Genomic DNA, 17,992 nt, shown 5'->3' on the forward strand with positions numbered 1-17,992 from the left:
AACCCGAACTTGCCCTTCGCCCGCAAATGCGCGCCATGGCCGCGATGCGGCCCCCTTCATTCATGCATTAGAGGATTGCCGCGGTAGCCCGTCCGCGTCCTGCAGGTATCGGCATCGAGGAGATGTTACCGCCGCGTTCGCCGATGGGACCGGCACGCAAAGCAATCCATATTCAGGCTTGCAGCAATAACCCTTAATAAGAGCGTCCGCGGCACGCTCATATTAAGGGTTATTGGTCATTGGCACCGGACCCAGGCACGCGCGAATTGTAGCTGCCATGGCCGTAGCGAGGCCGGAAGAGAGGTGGCCGGGTTGGTCTGAACAGGGATCGGCACTTGATAAGTGGATCGTCTGCCGGTTCTTTGCTCGCACTGCCGATATGGGGCGTCATGTAGGGAGGGCGTAGCCCGACCGGAGTGACGCCCCATATCGGCGGCCAAATTAGCTTCGCTGGCCTTTGGCTCATGCTGCCATCGCCAGCGGCAGGTTGTCAAAATATGCCTGGTCCGGGGTCCGGGCACCAAGGCTCGAATGCGGCCTCCTTGCGTTGTAAAAGTTCAGATAACGACCGATCGATACCCGGGCTTCGCTGACCGCGGCGTAGGCGCGGAGGTAAACCTCCTCGTATTTCACCGAGCGCCACAGGCGCTCGACCACCACATTGTCGCGCCATGCGCCCCGTCCGTCCATGCTGATGGCGATTTCCTCCCGGTGCAGCACGCTGGTGAAGGCGAGCGAAGTGAACTGACTGCCTTGGTCGGTGTTGAAAATCTCCGGTTTTCCGAAGCGCGCGAGCGCTTCCTCCAATGCTTCGACACAGAAGTCGGCCTCCATCGTGATCGACACCCGCCAAGCCAGGACCTTCCGGCTGAACCAATCGACGATGGCCACGAGATAGACGAACCCCCTCGCCATCGGGATGTAGCTGATGTCCGTCGCCCAGACCTGGTTGGGCCGCACAATCGGCAGTTTGCGCAGCAGGTAGGGGTAGATCTTGTGCCCTGGCATCGGCTTCGATGTGTTCGGGCGACGGTAAATCGCCTCGATCGCCATCTTCTTCATCAGCGTGGCGACATGCTGGCGGCCGATCCCGATGCCTTCCTGCCGCAGCAGATCGCGCAGCATCCGACTGCCTGCGAATGGAAATTCGAGGTGCAACTCGTCGATGCGCCGCATGATCGTTAGATCCGCCGCCGAGACCGGCCTGGGCAGGTAATAGACGCTCCCCCGGCTGATCCCCAGTTCCCGCGCCTGCCGGGCCAGCGGCAAACTGTGCGAACGGTCGATCATCGTTTTGCGCTCGGCAACAGACCGGCCTTCCCGAGCGCGCCGGCCAAAAAATCATTCGCCAGCGTCAACTCGCCGATCTTGGCGTGCAGCGTCTTCACGTCGACCGGCGGTTCGCCCGTTTCCGACGCGTTGCCCGAACCAAACACGCCTGCTGCGCCCTCCAGCAACTGGCTACGCCACGTCGTGATCTGGTTCGGATGCACGTCAAATTGCTGCGCCAACTCGGCCAGCGTCTTCTCGCCCTTCACGGCAGCCAATGCCACCTTCGCCTTGAAAGCCGGGCTGTGGTTCCGGCGGGGTCGTTTGCTCATCTCTGCTCCTGTCTCGCGGCCATCCTGGCCGCCGTCAGGCAGAAAATCCACTTAGCTCACTGTCCAGTTTTGCCAGGCCACCTCTGAAGAGAGAAGAGGGGGAGGGGCATGAGCAGGAGAAATGCTTATGTCCCTCATTGCGCACAAACCATCCCAGGAACTCGTCGATCTGGTCCAGGCCCTTGGTGGCAGGTGGCACGGTCCCATTGCCATGTGCCGGTGCCCGGCCCATGCCGACAATGATCCGAGTCTATCCCTTCGGCAGGGCGATCGGGGTATATTGGTCACCTGCTTTGCCGGCTGCACCCGTGAGGACGTTCTTCGAGAATTGACCCGGGTTCGCATCACCCAGCGCGGAACGCCACCTGAAACGACAAGCCGGGCTGGCACCGGCAACGCCGTTCGCGTCTGGAACGAGGCCGTGGACGTTCGTAACACGCTTGGCGAACGCCATCTGGCGCGGCGTCACTTCACCACGATTCCGCCGGATGTCCGCTATCATCCGCGCTGTCCCTATTTGCCCAAACCTCACACCCAGTTCCTACCCGCTTTGCTGGTCGCAGTTCGCGAGCGACGGCAACTGACGGCGATTCAGCGAATATTCCTCGACCCGGAAACGGCTGACTACACACACAAGGCGATGCTGGGAACGCCCCGGCACGGTGCGTGGCAGGGTGGATATCCTCGCCGGATTCTGGGGATTGCCGAAGGCTTCGAAGACGCCCGCGCCTTCACATTGCTGCGCAACATTCCCTGCTGGGCGTCCCTCGGCGCGCGCCGATTTGATCAGCTGATCATCCCTGATCATGTCGAGATCCTGATGCTCGCCCACGATAATGATCCTGAGGGCCTCCGTGCCGCCAACGTGGCCGCTCAGCGCTATGCTCGGCCGCGTCTCGCTATCCACCATGCTCCGCCGTCCGTGAATTTCGGTGATTGGGCCGAGCTTCTCGCCGCCCGCATGGAGCAGGGGGCGAACCTTCCTGGCTGATACGGTCCGGGACAGGAAAGGGGAGGGGGATCGGGAGAAGGTGCAGCTGCCAGGAGGGCAGCCAACCTTCGGAGATCTTCATGACCGACCTGTTCGAGGCAACCGCCCGCGCCGACCGCGAGGCCGCTGACTTGCTTTGTCGCCATCTTGACGGCAATGAACCGATAACACGTCGCCACCTCAATGATGCCATGGTGCAGGCCTTCGGCGGAAGCGATGCCGACGGCCGCTGGACCCAGCGCGACAGCTTCGAGATCCTTGAACATGCGCTGGCGCTGCATCTGGTGCGGCAACCGACGCCGCCATCATCGCTGACCGAGGTGCGAGCCGCCATCACCTTGGTTGACCGCTTGCCCACCCAGACGGTGCGCAGCGAGCAACAGATTGCCTGGCAGCAATTCTCCACCCCCGTCGATATCGCTGCGCTGGCTGTGGTGCTCGCAGATGTGCAGCACGATGACATCATCCTGGAACCCAGCGCGGGCAACGGCCTACTGATCGCCCAGTGCGGTCCACATGAATCGTTGCACCTCAACGAACTGGATCCAGCCCGCCGCGCGCGGCTCGCCTCCGCATTCCCTCATGCCAGCATCACCGGCCATGACGGGGCGACGCTCAATTCCACCCTCGCATCAATCGAGCGGCCGACGCTCGTTCTCATGAATCCGCCTTTCGCGCGCTCGTTTGGACGCGGTGCCGATGACTATGCCGCCGTTCGTCATCTCCAGGCCGCGCTCAGGATGCTTCGCCCAGGTGGAAGACTCGTCACTATCATGCCCGACTGGTTCAGCAACAACGGTCGGATGCGCGACCAGTTCGAAACCACCCTGCGCGATACAAGCGTGCGAACCTCGCTGCGCTTGGAAAAATGCTACACCAAGCATGGCACATCGATCGCCGTCAGGTTGTTCGTGATCGACAAAGTGCCGGGCGGCACAGTTCCATCGACGATCCAGCGGGCCTCCGTTGCGGATTTCCTAGATTGCTGCACGGTTGCTGCGCGCTCGGAGGTTCGGACCGTCACGGCCCCCGCGCCCAAACGTAGCGCGGGCATCTCCCTGTTCCGCGCGGTCAAAAGCACCAAGCCCGCGCCACGACCCTGGCATGCGCCGGTGAAAAATGATGTCCTGCCGGTCGATTACACGCCGCTCGATATCCCGGCGCCGCTGCTCGAACAGACCGGCATCTATCTTCCCTATCGGCCCAGCCGTATAGCTTTCACATCCGCCGGCGAACATCCGACCGCACTGGTGGAGTCGATCGCCATGGGGTCGATCCCGGCGCCCATCCCAAGCTACGTCCCGCATTTGCCCGAACGGACCGTCACGGAACGGCTGCTCTCCGCATCCCAGCTCGAAACCGTCGTCTATGCCGGCCACGCCTGGTCGCAATTCCAGCCGGGACGCTCCAGGCCTGACAAGGAGGGCGTTGGCCTTGTCATAGCCGAAGATGGCGACCGTTATCGCAAGGGCTTTTTCCTGGGCGACGGCACCGGGGCAGGGAAGGGGAGGCAGGTCGCCGCCTGCATCCTCGACAATTGGCTCGCCGGCCGTCGCCGCAACATCTGGGTTACCAAGAATGAGCCGCTGCTCGAAGACGCGCGCCGCGACTGGACTGCGCTCGGTGGCGTCGCAGCCGATATCCAGCCGATCAACAACTGGAAGATCGACGAGCCCATCACGCTCCAGGACGGGGTGTTGTTCGTCACCTATCCGACCCTCCGCTCGATGCGATCCGATCATAGCCGCTTGCGGCAGATCATTGAGTGGGCAGGGGCTGATTTCGAAGGCGTGATAGCCTTCGACGAAGCCCATGAGATGGGCGGCGTGGCAGGCGGGGAAGGGGCTCTTGGCGCCAAGGCTGGATCGCAACAGGGTATCTGCGGCGTCCGGCTCCAGAACCATCTTCCGCTCGCTCGCGTCCTCTATGCGTCGGCCACCGGCGCCTCCGAGGTCAACAATCTTGCTTATGCGGTGCGCCTGGGGCTGTGGGGACCAGAAACGGCCTTCGCCGATCGGGAACGGTTCATCACCGACATCCGTCAGGGCGGCATTGCGGCCATGGAATTGGTGGCGCGTGATTTGAAGGCCATGGGCCTCTACCTTTGCCGGGCGCTGAGCTTCGCCGGCGTTGAATATGATGTGCTCAAGCACAGCCTGACCCCGGCACAGATCGAGATCTACGACATCTATAGTTCGGCGTGGTCGGTCATTCATCGCAATATGGAGGCGGCGCTTGAACAGACCGGCGTTGTCGATGGCCTTGAGAACACGACCCTCAATAGCGGCGCCAATGCCGCGGCGCGGTCGCGCCTGCACAGCACGGTGCAGCGCTTCTTCGGCCAAGTGCTTCTCTCGATGAAATTGCCGACAGTGATCGCTGCGGTCGATCACCATTTGCGCGAGGGTCAATCGGTGGTGCTGCAGCTTGTGACCACGGCAGAGTCCATTCTCGATCGTCGCCTTGGAGCGCTCAGTCCTGATGAGCGGGCGGAGCTTAGTTTGGACTTGTCTCCGGTCGATTTCATGGTGGATTATCTCGAACGCGCCTTTCCAACGCGCCAAATGCGGGTCTTCACCGACGATACTGGCACCGCCCGATCGGAGCCGATGACCGATGATCATGGTAATCCTGTCTATAACCCACAGGCCGAAGCGGCGCGCGCCGGGCTCATAGAGCATATCTGCGCGCTACCGCCGATCGCGGCCGCGCTCGATGGGCTGCTGGAGCATTTCGGCCATGACCATGTCGCCGAGGTCACCGGGCGGACCAAAAGGCTGGTATCGACCGGCGGTGGCGCGCAGAAGCTGGAAAGCCGATCCACCCGCTCGTCCCAGGCCGACGCTGCGGCATTCATGGCTGGAACCAAGCGCATCCTGGTCTTTTCCGACGCCGGCGGCACCGGCCGCTCCTATCATGCTTCGCTCGACGTGGTGAACCAGGAGCAGCGCGTTCATTTCCTGCTCGAACCGGGGTGGCGCGCTGACCGGGCGATCCAAGGCCTCGGCCGAACCCACCGTACCCACCAGGCCAGCTCCCCGCTGTTCCGGCCGGTCACGACCGACTGCAAGGGCGAGTTGCGCTTCACCAGCACGATCGCCCGGCGGCTCGATAGCCTGGGTGCGCTCACGCGCGGCCAGCGCCAGACCGGCGGCCAAAACTTGTTCGACCCTGCCGACAATCTGGAGAGCGAATATGCCTGTGCCGCGCTGACCAGCTGGTTCCACCTGCTCGTGAACGGCAAACTTCAGAGCGTCAGCTTTACCGAGTTCGAGGAGCTGACCGGGCTCGAACTGACCGACAAGGACGGCATATTGAAGGAGGACCTGCCGCCGATCCAGCGCTGGCTCAATCGCTTGCTCGCGCTCCCCATCGATCTTCAGAACCGGATTTTCGACGAGTTCCTGACGCTGGTCGAAACCCGTGTCACGGCTGCGCGCGAAGCGGGGCGGCTCGATGTCGGCGTCGAAACCATGTTGGTTGATGATGCGACCATCCTTGATGATACCGTGCTGCGCACCGATCCGCTCAGCGGCGCCACCTCGCATCTTATCACCATCGAGGTTGCCCGACGCCGAACGCCCGTATCGCTGGAACGCATCCTTCGGATCGCCGATGCCGATGATGCGTCGGAGTTTCTGATCAACGGCAAGTCCGGCAAGGTGGCGCTACAGGTGCAGGCACGCTCCCTGATGGAAGAGAATGACGGTACGCCCATTCCCCGCGTCGAGCTGATGCGGCCCACCCGGCGGGAATATCAGCGCGTAGCGGACATGTTTGAAACCGCCTGGAAACCCATCTTGCGCGAGGATTTTGCCGAGCGCTGGGCGGCCGAGGCCGATGAAGCTGCGCAGACGCTGGAACGCGAGACCATCCGGATAGCGACCGGATTGCTGCTGCCCATCTGGTCAGCGCTTCCGAGCGATCATCTGATCGTCAACCGCATTGCCACGGCCGATGGCCGCTCTTGGCTGGGCCGCATGGTCTATGATGAACATGTCGCCCACCTCTACACCAAGCTAGGCGTGGATCGTGCCGACAATCTCCCGGCGGACCAGATTGCGAAATCGGTTCTGTCGGGCCGGAGCGTCGACCTTGTCCGTCCCTTCGCGATCACCGTCAAGCGGGCGATCGTGAACGGCAAGCCGCGTATCGAACTGGTCGGGGCGCCGGCGGCCCAGTTGCCTTGGCTTAAATCGTTGGGCGCCTTCACTGAAATCATCCAGTTTCGGACTCGGGTCTTTTTGCCGGTGGCCGAAGCGGAGTTGATCCTGGGGAAAATCCTCGAACCAACCTGATGCGATGAAAGGGAAGGGGGAGCGGGGAGGGTGTCCGGGCTGAACCGGACGCCAGAAGGAGTTACCCCCGTGATCGATTCCATCAAGCTCTCCAAGCTCCGCCTTTCCCCCATCAACGTCCGCAAGCGGCCCGATGATCAGCTTCAGATCCCGCAATTGGCCGCCGATATTGACGCGCGCGGCGTTCTCCAGAATCTGCTGGTCACGCCGGCGAAGAAGCCACGCGGCACCTTTGAGGTGTTCGACGGCGGCCGCCGGCTGCGCGCGCTCATGCTGCTCGCCGAACAGGGTGACATTGATGCGGGCGCCTATGATGTGCCAGTGAAGGTTCTCCAGGGCGACGAAGCGACACTCACCGAAACCTCGACCGCTGCCAATTTCCAGCAGTTGCGGATGACGCCAGCCGAAGAATGCCGGGCCTTCCAGCATTTCATCGGCACGAGCGGCGATATCGACGGGGTCGCGAAACGCTTCGGTGTCACCCGGCGCTTCGTGGAAGGCCGGCTGCGGCTCGCCTCGCTTGCCGAACCAATCTTCACCGCGCTCAGCGAAGGCGAGATTACGCTCGATATGGCTAAGGCCTTCGCTTCGACCGAAAATCGCGACAAGCAACTGCTCGTCTGGGACAGTTACAATATTTCCTACACCTCGGCCGATACCATCCGCCGTGCCATCAGCAACGAGACGATGAACGCCAGCGACGCGATCGCCATTCTCGTCGGGCACGAGCGCTACGAGGCGGAAGGCGGACGGATCGACCGCGATCTCTTCAGCGAAAATGGCGATCGCTGGATCGACCCGGAAATCGCCCACCGTCTCGCCGGCGAGATCATGGAAGCGGAAGCCGCGCGCCTGGGCGAAGAGAGCGGCCTTGCCTGGATCCGCCCGATTGCCAGCAGCTATACCCATAGCGCGGCGCATGGACTGTACCGCGTCCATCTCCCGCAGCCCGAGCTGACCCTGGAACAGGCCGAGCGTCTTCAGGCGATCGAGGTGCGCCGCGAGGAGATCGAAACCGAGCTCGAAGATGAGGATTTGGCCGAAGAAGCCTACGATACGCTCAACAGCGAAGATGACGCGCTCTTTGCCGAATGGCAGGAAATCGACAATCGCGCTCCCATCCTGCCCGACGCTTATAAGCCGTTGGTCGGCCTTTTCCTCACCCTCCAGCCCGACGGCGCGATGAAGCTCGACAGCTGCTATTATAGCGAGCAGCCCATCCGTACCGAGGCCGAGGAGGGGAGGGGCACTGGCAATGGCAGCGAGGGAACCAGCCTCTCGGGCGGGGGCGGTGCCTCCCCAGCGCCCAGCCTTCCGCCGGAAAATGTCGCGCCCGGCGGCAAGCCACTCAGCGCCCGTCTCTATGATGAACTCGCGATGCAGCGCCGCGACATATTGGCAGCGGCCCTCCTGGCTGAACCAGCGCTTGCGCTCGACTATGCAATCTTCTGCATGGTCGACGAGCGCGGTTACGGCTCGGACCCGGTCGGCTCCACTATCCGGGCCGGCAAGCCGCAGGATCCTGTTTCGGGTGCGGTGCCTGCTTCCCATGCCCGCGATTATCTTGCCGAGGCCCATGATGGCCTCAATGTCGCATGGAAGGATCACAAGTCGGTCATCGATCGCTTCGAGGCATTCCGCGCCCTGGATGATGATAGCAAGGCGGCATGGCTTGCTTTCGCGGTGGCGATGTCGCTGGAGGCCAAGGCCGGATATCGCAACGAGCAGGTGCCTCTCCACGATCGGCTCGGTACCATACTCGAAATCGACTCCGCCCATTGGTGGCGGCCGACGTCGGAAAATTATTTCGATCGCATTCCCAAGGCCTCGACGCTGGCGCTGCTCAATGAGGTTGGGGGACCGGCCGTCATGGCGCGGCATGCGACGCTCAAGAAGCCGGAGATCTCCGCGAGCTGCCATAAACTGTTCGCCGGCGAGTCGATCGTCGAACCGGAGGTGAAGGAAGCGGCTCTCGCCTGGGTTCCGGACATCATGCGCTTCCGCGACACCGCTGCCGACAGCGTCGAGCCAGCGGAATCGGTCGAGGCTCAGGACCCCGAGGCCGGCGAACGGAACGACGAAACCGGACAAGACGATGCGGTCGATGAGACCGCCGAAGAAGAAGCGGTGGATGACGCGGCTGAAGCGGCCTGATCGATCGCCCCTTCTCTCCCGACGACCCGCCGGCACGATCGACCCGTCGGCGGGTCCACGCCTCGCACCTTAGGGGAACGGCCATGGCGTCCAAGAAGACAAGCCGCGAGGTCGCGGCAGAAATCACCGCGCTCATTATCCGCAAGCTGGAAGAAGGTGTGGCGCCCTGGAAACGGCCCTGGGCTGTCACTGGCGCCGGTGGCCGGCCGCTGCGCCATTGCGGCACGCCGTACACCGGCATCAATAATCTTTATCTCTGGGCGATTGCTGACGCCTGCGGCTATCGCTCGCGCTTCTGGATGACCCGCCGGCAAGCCGAGGAGCTTGGTGGCAATGTGCGGTCCGGTGAGTCCGGTTCGCTCTCCGTCTATTATTCGGCCTTTACCAAAAGGAAGAATGATCCAGCGACCGGAGAGGAACGTGATCGCAAGTTTCGCTTCCTGCGCCACTATGTCGTTTATAATTGCGATCAGGTCGATGGCCTGCCCGACTTCTACTATCCACCGGTCCTGCCGGACACACCTATCGACCCATCGGCACGGCAGGCTGAGATCGATCGCTTCTTCAACGCCATACCCGCTGATGTCCGCCATGGCGGCAATGAAGCCTATTATAATCCGTCACGGGATTATATTCAGCTGCCCGCTCCGCGATCATTCAAGTCGATGGATTATTATGCCAGTGTTCGCGCGCATGAAAGCCTGCACTGGTCCGGTTCCGCGTCACGCCTGGCAAGAGTATTCGGCAAGAGATTTGGCGACAAGGCTTATTGCTTCGAAGAACTCGTCGCCGAAATAGGTTCAGGTCTGATTTGTGCTGATCTTGGACTGCCCCATGAACTGCATGATAGTCATGCAAGCTACGTAGGTCAATGGATTTCCGTTTTGAAAGCGGACACGACCGCGATCATCCACGCGGCGTCCAAGGCCGAGCAGGCCTTTACCTATCTGCGACAATTCAGCGAAAGCACAGATGAGGTCAATAAACCTATGCCTGCCGCTGCGGACCACCCGGCCGCGCTGGCCGCCTGATCGGGAGACACATCATGGCCCTGGAAATCTCGAAAATGCTTCACCTCTCGACGGCCCATGTTACGCCAGCTGTCGCCGAGGCCTTGGACCGTCATGTCGAAGTCGTCCATCCTCCCGGTCAGAAATCCGATCCAGGCCTATGGCAAAGTCATCTCGTGCCGAACGCTGGTCGGAATATGGTTGGTTCATCTGGGTCAAGTCGACCAGCCGTGAACTGATGCCAAAGCGGCTGCAGGAATGCCTCGCTTTTGCCGAGGGCATCGGGATAACCTGGATCAGTTCGACCGCGACTGCGAGCCGATTGCCAACCTTCCGACCTATGACTGGCCCTGACCGGCTAACATTCAACACAGGAGATAAGCCATGGGATGGCTCACCATGCCGTTCAGCTCGATGGGCGGTTACAAGACCGCGAGCGCCTATCTGGATGCTCAACTCACCTATGAACGTGAATTGGAAGATGGCACGACGCAGGGTCTTCGGGTTCTGGCTTCTTCCTGTCCAGGGAACCGCGTCTATTATGCAGCGGTGCAGTCCATCACCAACGGTATTCCGGGTGAGGTCTTCGCTGTCGTCTGTCTCGTTAAATGGAGTCCCCGCAGCCCAAGCGGTGAGAATTTCGGATATAAGGATATGAGCGAATCCGCAGGGCCGCACGAAGCAGAATGCCCCGCCGATATTCTGGGCCTGCTGACGACGACTGACAGCGAATATGCGCTCGATTGGCGCCGGCGTTGCCTTGCCCGATTGCGTCTTCGCTCCCGTGCCCTCCGCAGCGGCGACCGGGTGCGCTTGGCATCCCCATTGCGGTTCACCGACGGAGAGACACGCGATCAATTCATCGTCGAAAAGCGTGGCCGCACCATGCGCTTCCGCGACGCCCAAGGTGGCAGCCTTTGCCATATCAACCACTTCATGGATCGGCACTGGCTCATCGTGCCGACGACCCGGGTCCATAAGACGGTCTTCGGATGAAGGGGAGGCCGTCTATCCTGTTGCACCGATGAGGGAATGTCATGTTCGCCAAGGATGAACCCATCTCGCCCAAGCGCCGCGCCCTGTGCAGCCGCGAAAATGCGGAGCGCATCGCATCGCGGATCTTCGATCAGGGCTTCTGCCCCGTGAGCGTCATCCGAACCGGAGATGCGCTCCAACCCTTCAGGGTTTCGACGGCACCGTCGCAGGATGATCATGTTGAATTGCAGATGGTGTCGTGAGGCGACGCCCTTGTTCCTTCAGCCAGTCGGCATAGGAGAGCGGGCTTTGAGCAATGGCTCGAATGGCGCGCAACATTCGACGCCTGACGATCCATTTGAAGGTCCGCTGGCGTCGAGCGATGTCTGCATAGCTCAGTCCCTCGAGCCGGTTCAACAGAAAAGCCTCGCGGACCTGCACTGGCATCGTCGCCAGAACCGCCTGCCTCACGAGCAGGTCGTCATCTTCAGCATCGCCCCATGCTATGATTTCCCGCCTTCCCCGGATGCGCAACGCCTGCTCGCAATAGGCGCGGTGCCGCTGTCGCAGCGCCCGTTCCGCAGGCTCGATATTTGCGTTTTGCGAGCGACTGGGCTTCTCCCCGTCCATCACCGTCGCGACCATGGCCAGCGCTTCGGCGAGGCACGCCTGGACGGCTAAAGCATCGATGGACAGGCGGCCCGCAATTTCCGCGAAGGACAGATCATCATCTCGGCACAGCAGGAAAATCTCGCCCATCAGCGCGGGCAGATCGTTCACGGCGGCGTCGATGGCCACCAGCCTCGCCGCGTCAGGTCGGGTCTTGGCAGTCTCCCGGGGTAATGGGGAGATTGCTGATGTCCGGTGGGTGTGCGGCATCATGCCTGCACCTCACGCTGTTCGCGCCGCCAACCATTCGGGCGGCGATGGCCGGTCACATCATGGACATGGTCGAGCAGCGTGCGAAGCAATGGTGCAACCTTGCTTGTCGTGAAGCCGCCATCGTCCGGTCGCGCTTCAAATCGATGGGCATGGCCCCACTTCCAATATGGCGAAAGGACGGCTGCTAACCGCGCCATGTCCGGGCAGCCATGCCCGAAGCCGGTTGCGTTGGCATAGGCAAGCGACTTGGCGACATCGAGACGGATGTGCCGCGCATTCCATTCGTCGGAAAAGCCGATGTCGAGCAAGTAGGAGGACAGGCCCAGTTGGACGACAATGCCGGATCGATACAGCATTTCGCCGACGTCATTGCCGCAGATGCCCTGGTTCAATCCCCACAAGAAGGACTCTGCATTATGATAGCGGAACCGGCTCAGACTTCGGCCCTCCCTGGTCCGCGCAAGGGTGGCTGGCTGGTCTTCATACTGCGTGTGCAGCACGGCCAGCGCATCGCTTGCGGGCGATACGACTGCCACAACCGGGGCGGCCGTGAGTGCCCGCAAAAGATCGCGGCGTGACGGGCGGGGATCAAACTCATCCATATGCGCCTCCTTTTCCGCATCCGATGCGGTCCTTGCGGAGAAGCCGGGATGGACAGGGCACGGTCCCGGCGCTTTCCACATGATTCGCGGCGATTCCATTGCGATGGGCCAACCAGCGGATTGGCCGAATGGCAATATACGCCACCGTTTATTGCATAAACGACGTCGTATATGTAAATAAACGGTGGCGTCAATAGCTTTGGCTTGGAGATTGCAGATATGACCGTTAGCGACGAAGCAATGGGACGAAGGCCGCTTGGAATGAAGCCGACTACGGTCAGGCTATCGGAAGAGACGATCAGCCGTATCGATGCGCTGGTCGGCAACCGACGCTTCGCGCTATTTGTCCGCGAGGCGGTCGAGAATGAGTTGCGCCGCCGGGAAGAGCCGGAGAAGGCGAAGGATTAAGCCGCTTGATCGGCTGATTGAACCTGCTGGATCCGATGCAGAGTTCCGGCGGGAAGCTGCGAGGCCGGATCGACCCCGCAGCCTGAAAGTGACGCCTAGCGGCGCAACGCCTCGTCCATCCACCAGGATGGACCCTGTCGGAAATCCTCGGCCATTCCGATCATTGGTCCGTCCGGTTCATCGGCGACATAGGGCCGTTTGACCGGCATCGTCGGGATCTTCAGGCGCATCTGTTCACCCGCGACCCGCCCGCGCGGTTCGAGGAGAGTTTCGAGCCATTCGAGATCGTCGAGCATCTCGATCACCCCGCGGCCCGCCAGGCAGAAATAGATGCAGCGCTGGAAATCGTCGCAATTGTCGTTCGACAGGATCGACATCAGCTTCCGCTTTCCCGCTGCGGCGCCATCAAGGACCCACTGCGCGGCTTCCCGCAGTTCCCGCACCGAATAATAGGCGTCCTCCACCGGCATGTTGATGCAGGCGTTGGCGATCATCCGGCGCGTCGGCCGATTTTCCGCGTCGAGCGCGGCATCGCGCAGGCCAATGTCGAGATCAAAATGGCGGCGAATGTCTTTCTCAAGGCTCATGGGCACATCTCCTCGGAAAAGAACATATAGAGAACAATTCGCCGGGTCAAGCTTGGTTCGACCGGCAGAAGGAGAGGGGGAGCGAAGCCGTGAAGCAAAAAGGAGTACAACATGACGATCTTCCTACCCTCAGCCCAGCCGACCATGAGCATTTGGGGCGCCATCCAGAGCGCCGATCAGATCGCGCCCGGCATCTGGCATGTGTCGACCCCGAGCCACGGTGGCATCCTCTTGTCGGAGCAGCGGCAGGCGGCGATGCCCGATGCGCTCCGGCGCGACGAGCCCTTCTACGAGGAGGACGTTAACTGGGCGCTCGTCTATCTGGGTTTCGAGGCCGAACTGCGCCGGGTCGATCGGCCGGCCATGGGCGCGGCAATCCTGCTGGCGCACGACACCGTTCGATCCTGGCGGCCGCAGGCCTACAGTGACTTTACTGGCAAGCCAGTCACGCCCCGCGACAGTCATGTGCTGCGCGCGATCGCGGCCTATGAAGCCGTGATCGGCGAGGTCGTGGTGGTCGCCGCCTTCGGCTCTCATGCCGATTGGGTGCCGGAGGGGAAGACCGGGGTCATCGGCCGACGGGTGCTTAGCGTCGATCATCTGGGACATGCGACCTATGAGATGATCGACCATCGTGCCCTGGTCGATGCCGAGCGCTATGACAGCTGCCAGATCGTCAACAGCTTCACGGCGATCGGCGCCGAACCGTTGCCGTGACGATGGAGATCATCGTCGGGTTGCCGCATCTGGGCAAGGGGCCGATCCTCGACCGCGTGGTTGCGCTACGGCAACCGGCGCTTATTTCGGCCAACTGCCTTTCCAGATATTCCGCGAGCAAGGGATGGCGCGATTGGACGAGATGGAGAACCGGGCAGCTCGCCAACGCTCGTCCGCTGGCATCGCTTCATCTCGACAGCGCGGGTTTCGTCGCGACGGCGCGCTATGGAGCATTCCCCTGGTCGATCGCCCATTATGTGGCGCTTGCCGCCGCCTTTCCATTCCGATGGTGGGCCAGCGCCGACTATTGCGTGGAACAGGAAATTGCCGCTGACCGCGCACAGGTGCTTGAACGGCTGTCACGCACCATCGCGGCCAATTTCGAATGCTGCCGCCGCGCCGATGATCATGGTATCTTGTCGACCATGATGCCGGTGATCCAGGGCCGTCGACCCTGCGATTATGAGCGCTGCCTCGACGCGCTATGGGGATTGATCGAGCGTGCGCCGCTTATCGGTGTCGGCAGCATGTGCCGTCGCGAGGTCGCCGGACCTGAAGGGTTGATCGCGGTGGTCGAGCATCTCGACCGGATCTTGCCGCCGTCAACCCGCCTCCATCTGTTCGGCGTCAAAGGCCCGGCCATTCCCTATCTGCTTCCGTTCGGGAAGCGGATCCGCTCGATTGACAGCCAGGCCTATGGCACCAGCGCGCGTCGCGAGGCCCTGAGCCGGGGCATCTCAAAGACCGACCGCTTCGTTGCGGACCATCTTGAGACCTGGCTGGGCCGTCAGGCCGAGCGGCTTGGCGATGCGCCAAAAGCTCTGCCCATAAACGCTCCCAATATCACGGATGCCCTGCCGGCCGATGGGTGGGAAGCGGCGATCGCGCAGGCGCGGGGCGAGATCCAATCCTTGATCGAACAGGGTGAACTCGACCATGATGCGCTGGTCGAGCCTTGGATCCAAACATGGGCGGCCGAGATCTACCATAGTCGCAGGGATGCGTTCGGAGGAACGGCTATCCGCGCAGCGGCATGATGTCAGCCGTCATTATCATGTCCGTTCGCGCGCTCCCGTTTATCCTGGTCTGAACGATCCGAGGCGATCACGCGCACGCCCAACGCCTGGATGATCTGCATGACGTCAGGAGCGAGCTTCGCATCCTCCCACTCGGCTGCGCCGGACCATGGTTCCTCAGGCGAGACAGGGGTGAGCTCTCCGGACGAAAAGTCCATGAGATGGCCCGACTGAATGAAGTGATTCTGGAAGTCGCACTGATAGTCACCCAGGATCTGAACCGGGATTTGCTCATCGCCGGCCTGTCGCGCCGCAAACACCTCATGTTCACCGGCAAGGACGATATAGAGTGTTGGCAGTCGTGCGCCGCTGACGCGCATCACCTCGATGGGACCCGCGGGCCTTTCCTCGCGCCGCGCCGTGATGGCGCTGACCATGCGATTGTAGTTCCAGGGTTGCGCCAGCACATGGCGCGTTTCGACCTGTTGCGTGACCTGCCCTTCCAGCGATGTGCATTTGCCGGTGGTGGCGATCAGCGCTGCGGCCAAGCGATCGACCTGAAACGCCCCGCCGATCACCGTCAGCACGCCGGTTGAATTGAGCGCGGCGGAGCGATCATCGTCGGAGGCCAAGGGGGATACGCTGGGCAATCGCACGTCGATCGTCCCAGCCTGTATCAAATCGATCAAATTCATAACCACGGCATTGGCCCCCCGGCGCGACGCGGCGATGCTAATGTCGATCGCCCGCGCAAGCCATACTGCCGATGGGGTATGAACCGCAGAAAAACGGCTGCTGGCCCAGATCGGCAAAGAGGAGGGGGATCGAGGTGGAAGGAGCGCGCCCTGCGCTTGAAGCCGGAGACCCCATCATGAGCTACGATGTTGCCTTTCGCCACGCCCAGGCCCTTGATCCGAGCGGATGCACGACCATCGCCGCAACACTTCACGTGCTTGAAGCGGCGATCACCGATTGTCGCAACGCGGGCAAAGACATTGAGTGCGATCCTGCCGTCATTCTGTTGGCCCGCCATTTCAGCACCGTGTGCGCGAGCAAGGCCTCCGAGGCCGAGATGCGGCAGGCGTGCATGACGGAGATCGCCGCCATTCGCGGCAGCCCGACATTGCCCGTCCTTTGTCAGCGCGGCGTCGCGTATGACGCGCCGGCCAAACGCACCTTTCACGCCGAAGGGCGCCGCGCTCTGCTTCGCTTTGCCGATGCGTTGGGGCTTGCACCGGGGGCCTACAGCATTCGTTCCAACCCGGCGGGGCCGGCGGTATCGGGCGACATCACCCTGCATGGCCAAAATCTGTGGATGCAATTGTCGATCTCTCCTTTTGGCCCTGGCCATGAAATCTGCTTTCGTCGCGTGCGGGGCCGCGACGATCACATAGGAGAACGCAACCACTGGGCTTCGGTTCAGGAGCTGCTCACCCCGGACCGATTGGCTGACCGGGTTTGCCGCGACCTCAAGCTGCCCTGCTGCGCCAAGCCGCGTCTCGCCGTTTGACGGCGCCGGTCCGCCAACGCCTTCCCATCCTACGGATGATGGGGCTGCCGCGACCAGCCTGCTGGCGCATGCGACAATCAGGAACGCCACCCATGGACACCAAAAGCTTCATCGCATCCGATCCCGCCTGTTGGATCAGCCGAGGCCGAACCGCCGAGCATGCGGAAATGATCGCTGCCGCTTGGCGTGCCTATCCCGACCTCCCGAACGACGCCCCTCTGGATTTGCGCATGACCCGGACGCGCGAACGGGTGGTCGCCATGCGGCCAGTTACGAACGCGATTGCGCGTCAAACCGAATGCGAACGGCAGGCCCGCAATTTCGCCTTCACGCAAGCGAAGGTGGCACGGGGTGGCGGCACGCGACTTGATCAGGCTATTCTGATCGGCCGCACGGATCATGGCTATGACTGGAACGAGGCCGTGGAATTTGCCAATGGCTGGTATGCTTTATGCCCAGCTGCGCATAAGGCGTATTATCGCGAGGTTGGAATAATGCGAAGGAAGTCAGCTATGCACGAGAATTACGCCGTTTTCTAACCGCGTTGCTGCGCATTATTTTTGTTGCGAACGTCTCCGGTGTCTGAAACGACCGAGGAGACAAACGTGCTGAATATCCATGATGAGCTGATCGCTGACCTGTCCAGATCTTTGACCGAGAAGCGCTACAATCCAGTGGCTGCCCAGAACAATGTTCTCTACGCGTCCGAATTTCTGATTTATCTTTCGGAGATTGATCTGCCGATTGAGGTTGTGACCCCGTCACATGTCGATCAGTATATTCGGTATGCGACTGAGTGCTTCGAAGCCAAATATGGTCGGTATCCTTCGCCACGATGGGATAGGCTTCCCCGAACAGCGATTTGTAAAATCCTCAGCCTTGCACAGGGGCAATGGCCGCCGCAGTCAGAAGTTGCGGAGGAGTCCGCCAAGCTGCACGGTGATTTAGCTAATGGCTACAGAAGATGGATGGAAGACGAACGAGGATTTACCGATCAAACCGTTCGAGGAAATATGTGGGAAGCAAGAACCTTCCTTAAATGGCAATTGGACCGGGGGTCGGATAATAGCGTCTTATCGTTGAGTGTAAGTGACATAGACGCATATATGGACATGCGTAGTGATCTGCCCCCGCCGAGTGAACCGATTGGTTTGTTAGTGTATTAAGCCCATCGCCGCCATATCCGGACGGAGGTGGAGCGAAGCGGAACCGGAGGCCGGATATGGCGGTGTCGCCGTTTC

Annotated in this window: 16 protein-coding genes and 1 pseudogene; 11 read left to right on the plus strand and 6 right to left on the minus strand. The window is 61.5% G+C overall.

Annotation, left to right across the window (positions count from 1 at the left end; all coding sequences use genetic code 11):
- Window positions 1-462: 462 nt before the first annotated feature.
- Window positions 463-1,601 (minus strand): IS3 family transposase gene (locus A8G00_RS18650; RefSeq protein WP_099187111.1). Its coding sequence is split into 2 segments (ribosomal slippage): window positions 463-1,334 and window positions 1,334-1,601, totalling 1,140 coding nucleotides; the frame shifts between segments, so codons are not numbered across the junction.
- A 127-nt stretch (window positions 1,602-1,728) separates the two neighbouring features.
- Here A8G00_RS18650 and A8G00_RS18655 point away from each other — a divergent pair.
- From A8G00_RS18655 to A8G00_RS18675, 5 genes are all read left to right on the plus strand, one after another.
- Window positions 1,729-2,592, plus strand: coding sequence for a toprim domain-containing protein (locus A8G00_RS18655; RefSeq protein ID WP_062017059.1), 864 nt, complete (start codon window positions 1,729-1,731; stop codon window positions 2,590-2,592).
- Window positions 2,593-2,672: 80 nt separating this feature from the next.
- Window positions 2,673-6,890: a strawberry notch-like NTP hydrolase domain-containing protein gene (locus tag A8G00_RS18660; RefSeq protein WP_061934253.1), complete on the plus strand. Its 4,218-nt coding sequence runs from the start codon at window positions 2,673-2,675 to the stop codon at window positions 6,888-6,890.
- A 69-nt stretch (window positions 6,891-6,959) separates the two neighbouring features.
- On the plus strand, window positions 6,960-9,044 hold the full coding sequence (locus tag A8G00_RS18665) for a ParB/RepB/Spo0J family partition protein (protein ID WP_061934255.1): 2,085 nt from the start codon (window positions 6,960-6,962) through the stop codon (window positions 9,042-9,044).
- Between the two features lie 83 nt (window positions 9,045-9,127).
- Entirely contained in the window at window positions 9,128-10,075 is a 948-nt protein-coding gene (locus A8G00_RS18670; protein WP_061934257.1) for an ArdC family protein, read from the plus strand.
- Window positions 10,076-10,438: 363 nt separating this feature from the next.
- Entirely contained in the window at window positions 10,439-11,050 is a 612-nt protein-coding gene (locus A8G00_RS18675; protein ID WP_061934259.1) for a hypothetical protein, read from the plus strand.
- A gap of 183 nt (window positions 11,051-11,233) precedes the next feature.
- Here A8G00_RS18675 and A8G00_RS18685 read toward each other — a convergent pair whose 3' ends face one another.
- Entirely contained in the window at window positions 11,234-11,827 is a 594-nt protein-coding gene (locus tag A8G00_RS18685; RefSeq protein WP_061934261.1) for a sigma factor-like helix-turn-helix DNA-binding protein, read from the minus strand.
- An 80-nt stretch (window positions 11,828-11,907) separates the two neighbouring features.
- Window positions 11,908-12,513 (minus strand): twin-arginine translocation signal domain-containing protein, encoded by a 606-nt coding sequence (locus tag A8G00_RS18690; RefSeq protein WP_061934263.1) that lies wholly within the window; start codon window positions 12,511-12,513, stop codon window positions 11,908-11,910.
- A 261-nt stretch (window positions 12,514-12,774) separates the two neighbouring features.
- On the opposite strand from A8G00_RS18690, the gene A8G00_RS18695 reads away from it, so the two are divergent.
- Window positions 12,775-12,921 carry a hypothetical protein gene (locus A8G00_RS18695; RefSeq protein ID WP_162492717.1) on the plus strand — a complete coding sequence of 49 codons (147 nt, stop codon included), beginning with the start codon at window positions 12,775-12,777 and terminating at the stop codon, window positions 12,919-12,921.
- 95 nt (window positions 12,922-13,016) lie between these two features.
- Here A8G00_RS18695 and A8G00_RS18700 read toward each other — a convergent pair whose 3' ends face one another.
- Entirely contained in the window at window positions 13,017-13,508 is a 492-nt protein-coding gene (locus tag A8G00_RS18700) for a hypothetical protein (protein WP_061934265.1), read from the minus strand.
- A 111-nt stretch (window positions 13,509-13,619) separates the two neighbouring features.
- Between A8G00_RS18700 and A8G00_RS18705 the strand changes: the two genes are divergently transcribed.
- Entirely contained in the window at window positions 13,620-14,225 is a 606-nt protein-coding gene (locus tag A8G00_RS18705; RefSeq protein ID WP_139111423.1) for a hypothetical protein, read from the plus strand.
- 257 nt (window positions 14,226-14,482) lie between these two features.
- Window positions 14,483-15,262 carry a hypothetical protein gene (locus tag A8G00_RS18710; RefSeq protein WP_319024349.1) on the plus strand — a complete coding sequence of 260 codons (780 nt, stop codon included), beginning with the start codon at window positions 14,483-14,485 and terminating at the stop codon, window positions 15,260-15,262.
- Between the two features lie 2 nt (window positions 15,263-15,264).
- Here the strand turns inward: A8G00_RS18710 and A8G00_RS18715 are convergent, their stop codons facing one another.
- A complete protein-coding gene (locus A8G00_RS18715) occupies window positions 15,265-16,053 on the minus strand; it encodes a hypothetical protein (RefSeq protein ID WP_062017056.1) in 789 nt (262 codons plus the stop codon).
- A gap of 59 nt (window positions 16,054-16,112) precedes the next feature.
- Between A8G00_RS18715 and A8G00_RS18720 the strand changes: the two genes are divergently transcribed.
- The 3 genes from A8G00_RS18720 (at window position 16,113) to A8G00_RS24870 (ending at window position 17,917) form a co-directional block, all read left to right on the plus strand.
- Window positions 16,113-16,751 carry a hypothetical protein gene (locus A8G00_RS18720; RefSeq protein WP_061934272.1) on the plus strand — a complete coding sequence of 213 codons (639 nt, stop codon included), beginning with the start codon at window positions 16,113-16,115 and terminating at the stop codon, window positions 16,749-16,751.
- A gap of 92 nt (window positions 16,752-16,843) precedes the next feature.
- Complete coding sequence (locus A8G00_RS18725; RefSeq protein ID WP_062733595.1) at window positions 16,844-17,290, plus strand: hypothetical protein; 447 nt, start codon at window positions 16,844-16,846, stop codon at window positions 17,288-17,290.
- A gap of 66 nt (window positions 17,291-17,356) precedes the next feature.
- Window positions 17,357-17,917 carry an integrase gene (locus tag A8G00_RS24870; RefSeq protein WP_146032619.1) on the plus strand — a complete coding sequence of 187 codons (561 nt, stop codon included), beginning with the start codon at window positions 17,357-17,359 and terminating at the stop codon, window positions 17,915-17,917.
- On the opposite strand, the pseudogene A8G00_RS18730 reads toward A8G00_RS24870, so the two are convergent.
- A pseudogene (locus A8G00_RS18730) lies at window positions 17,906-17,992 on the minus strand (integrase catalytic subunit); the annotation flags it as partial. The gene A8G00_RS24870 and the pseudogene A8G00_RS18730 overlap by 12 nt on opposite strands.

Origin of the sequence: Sphingobium sp. SA916, assembly GCF_002894065.1 — a bacterium.
Taxonomy (GTDB): domain Bacteria; phylum Pseudomonadota; class Alphaproteobacteria; order Sphingomonadales; family Sphingomonadaceae; genus Sphingobium; species Sphingobium fuliginis.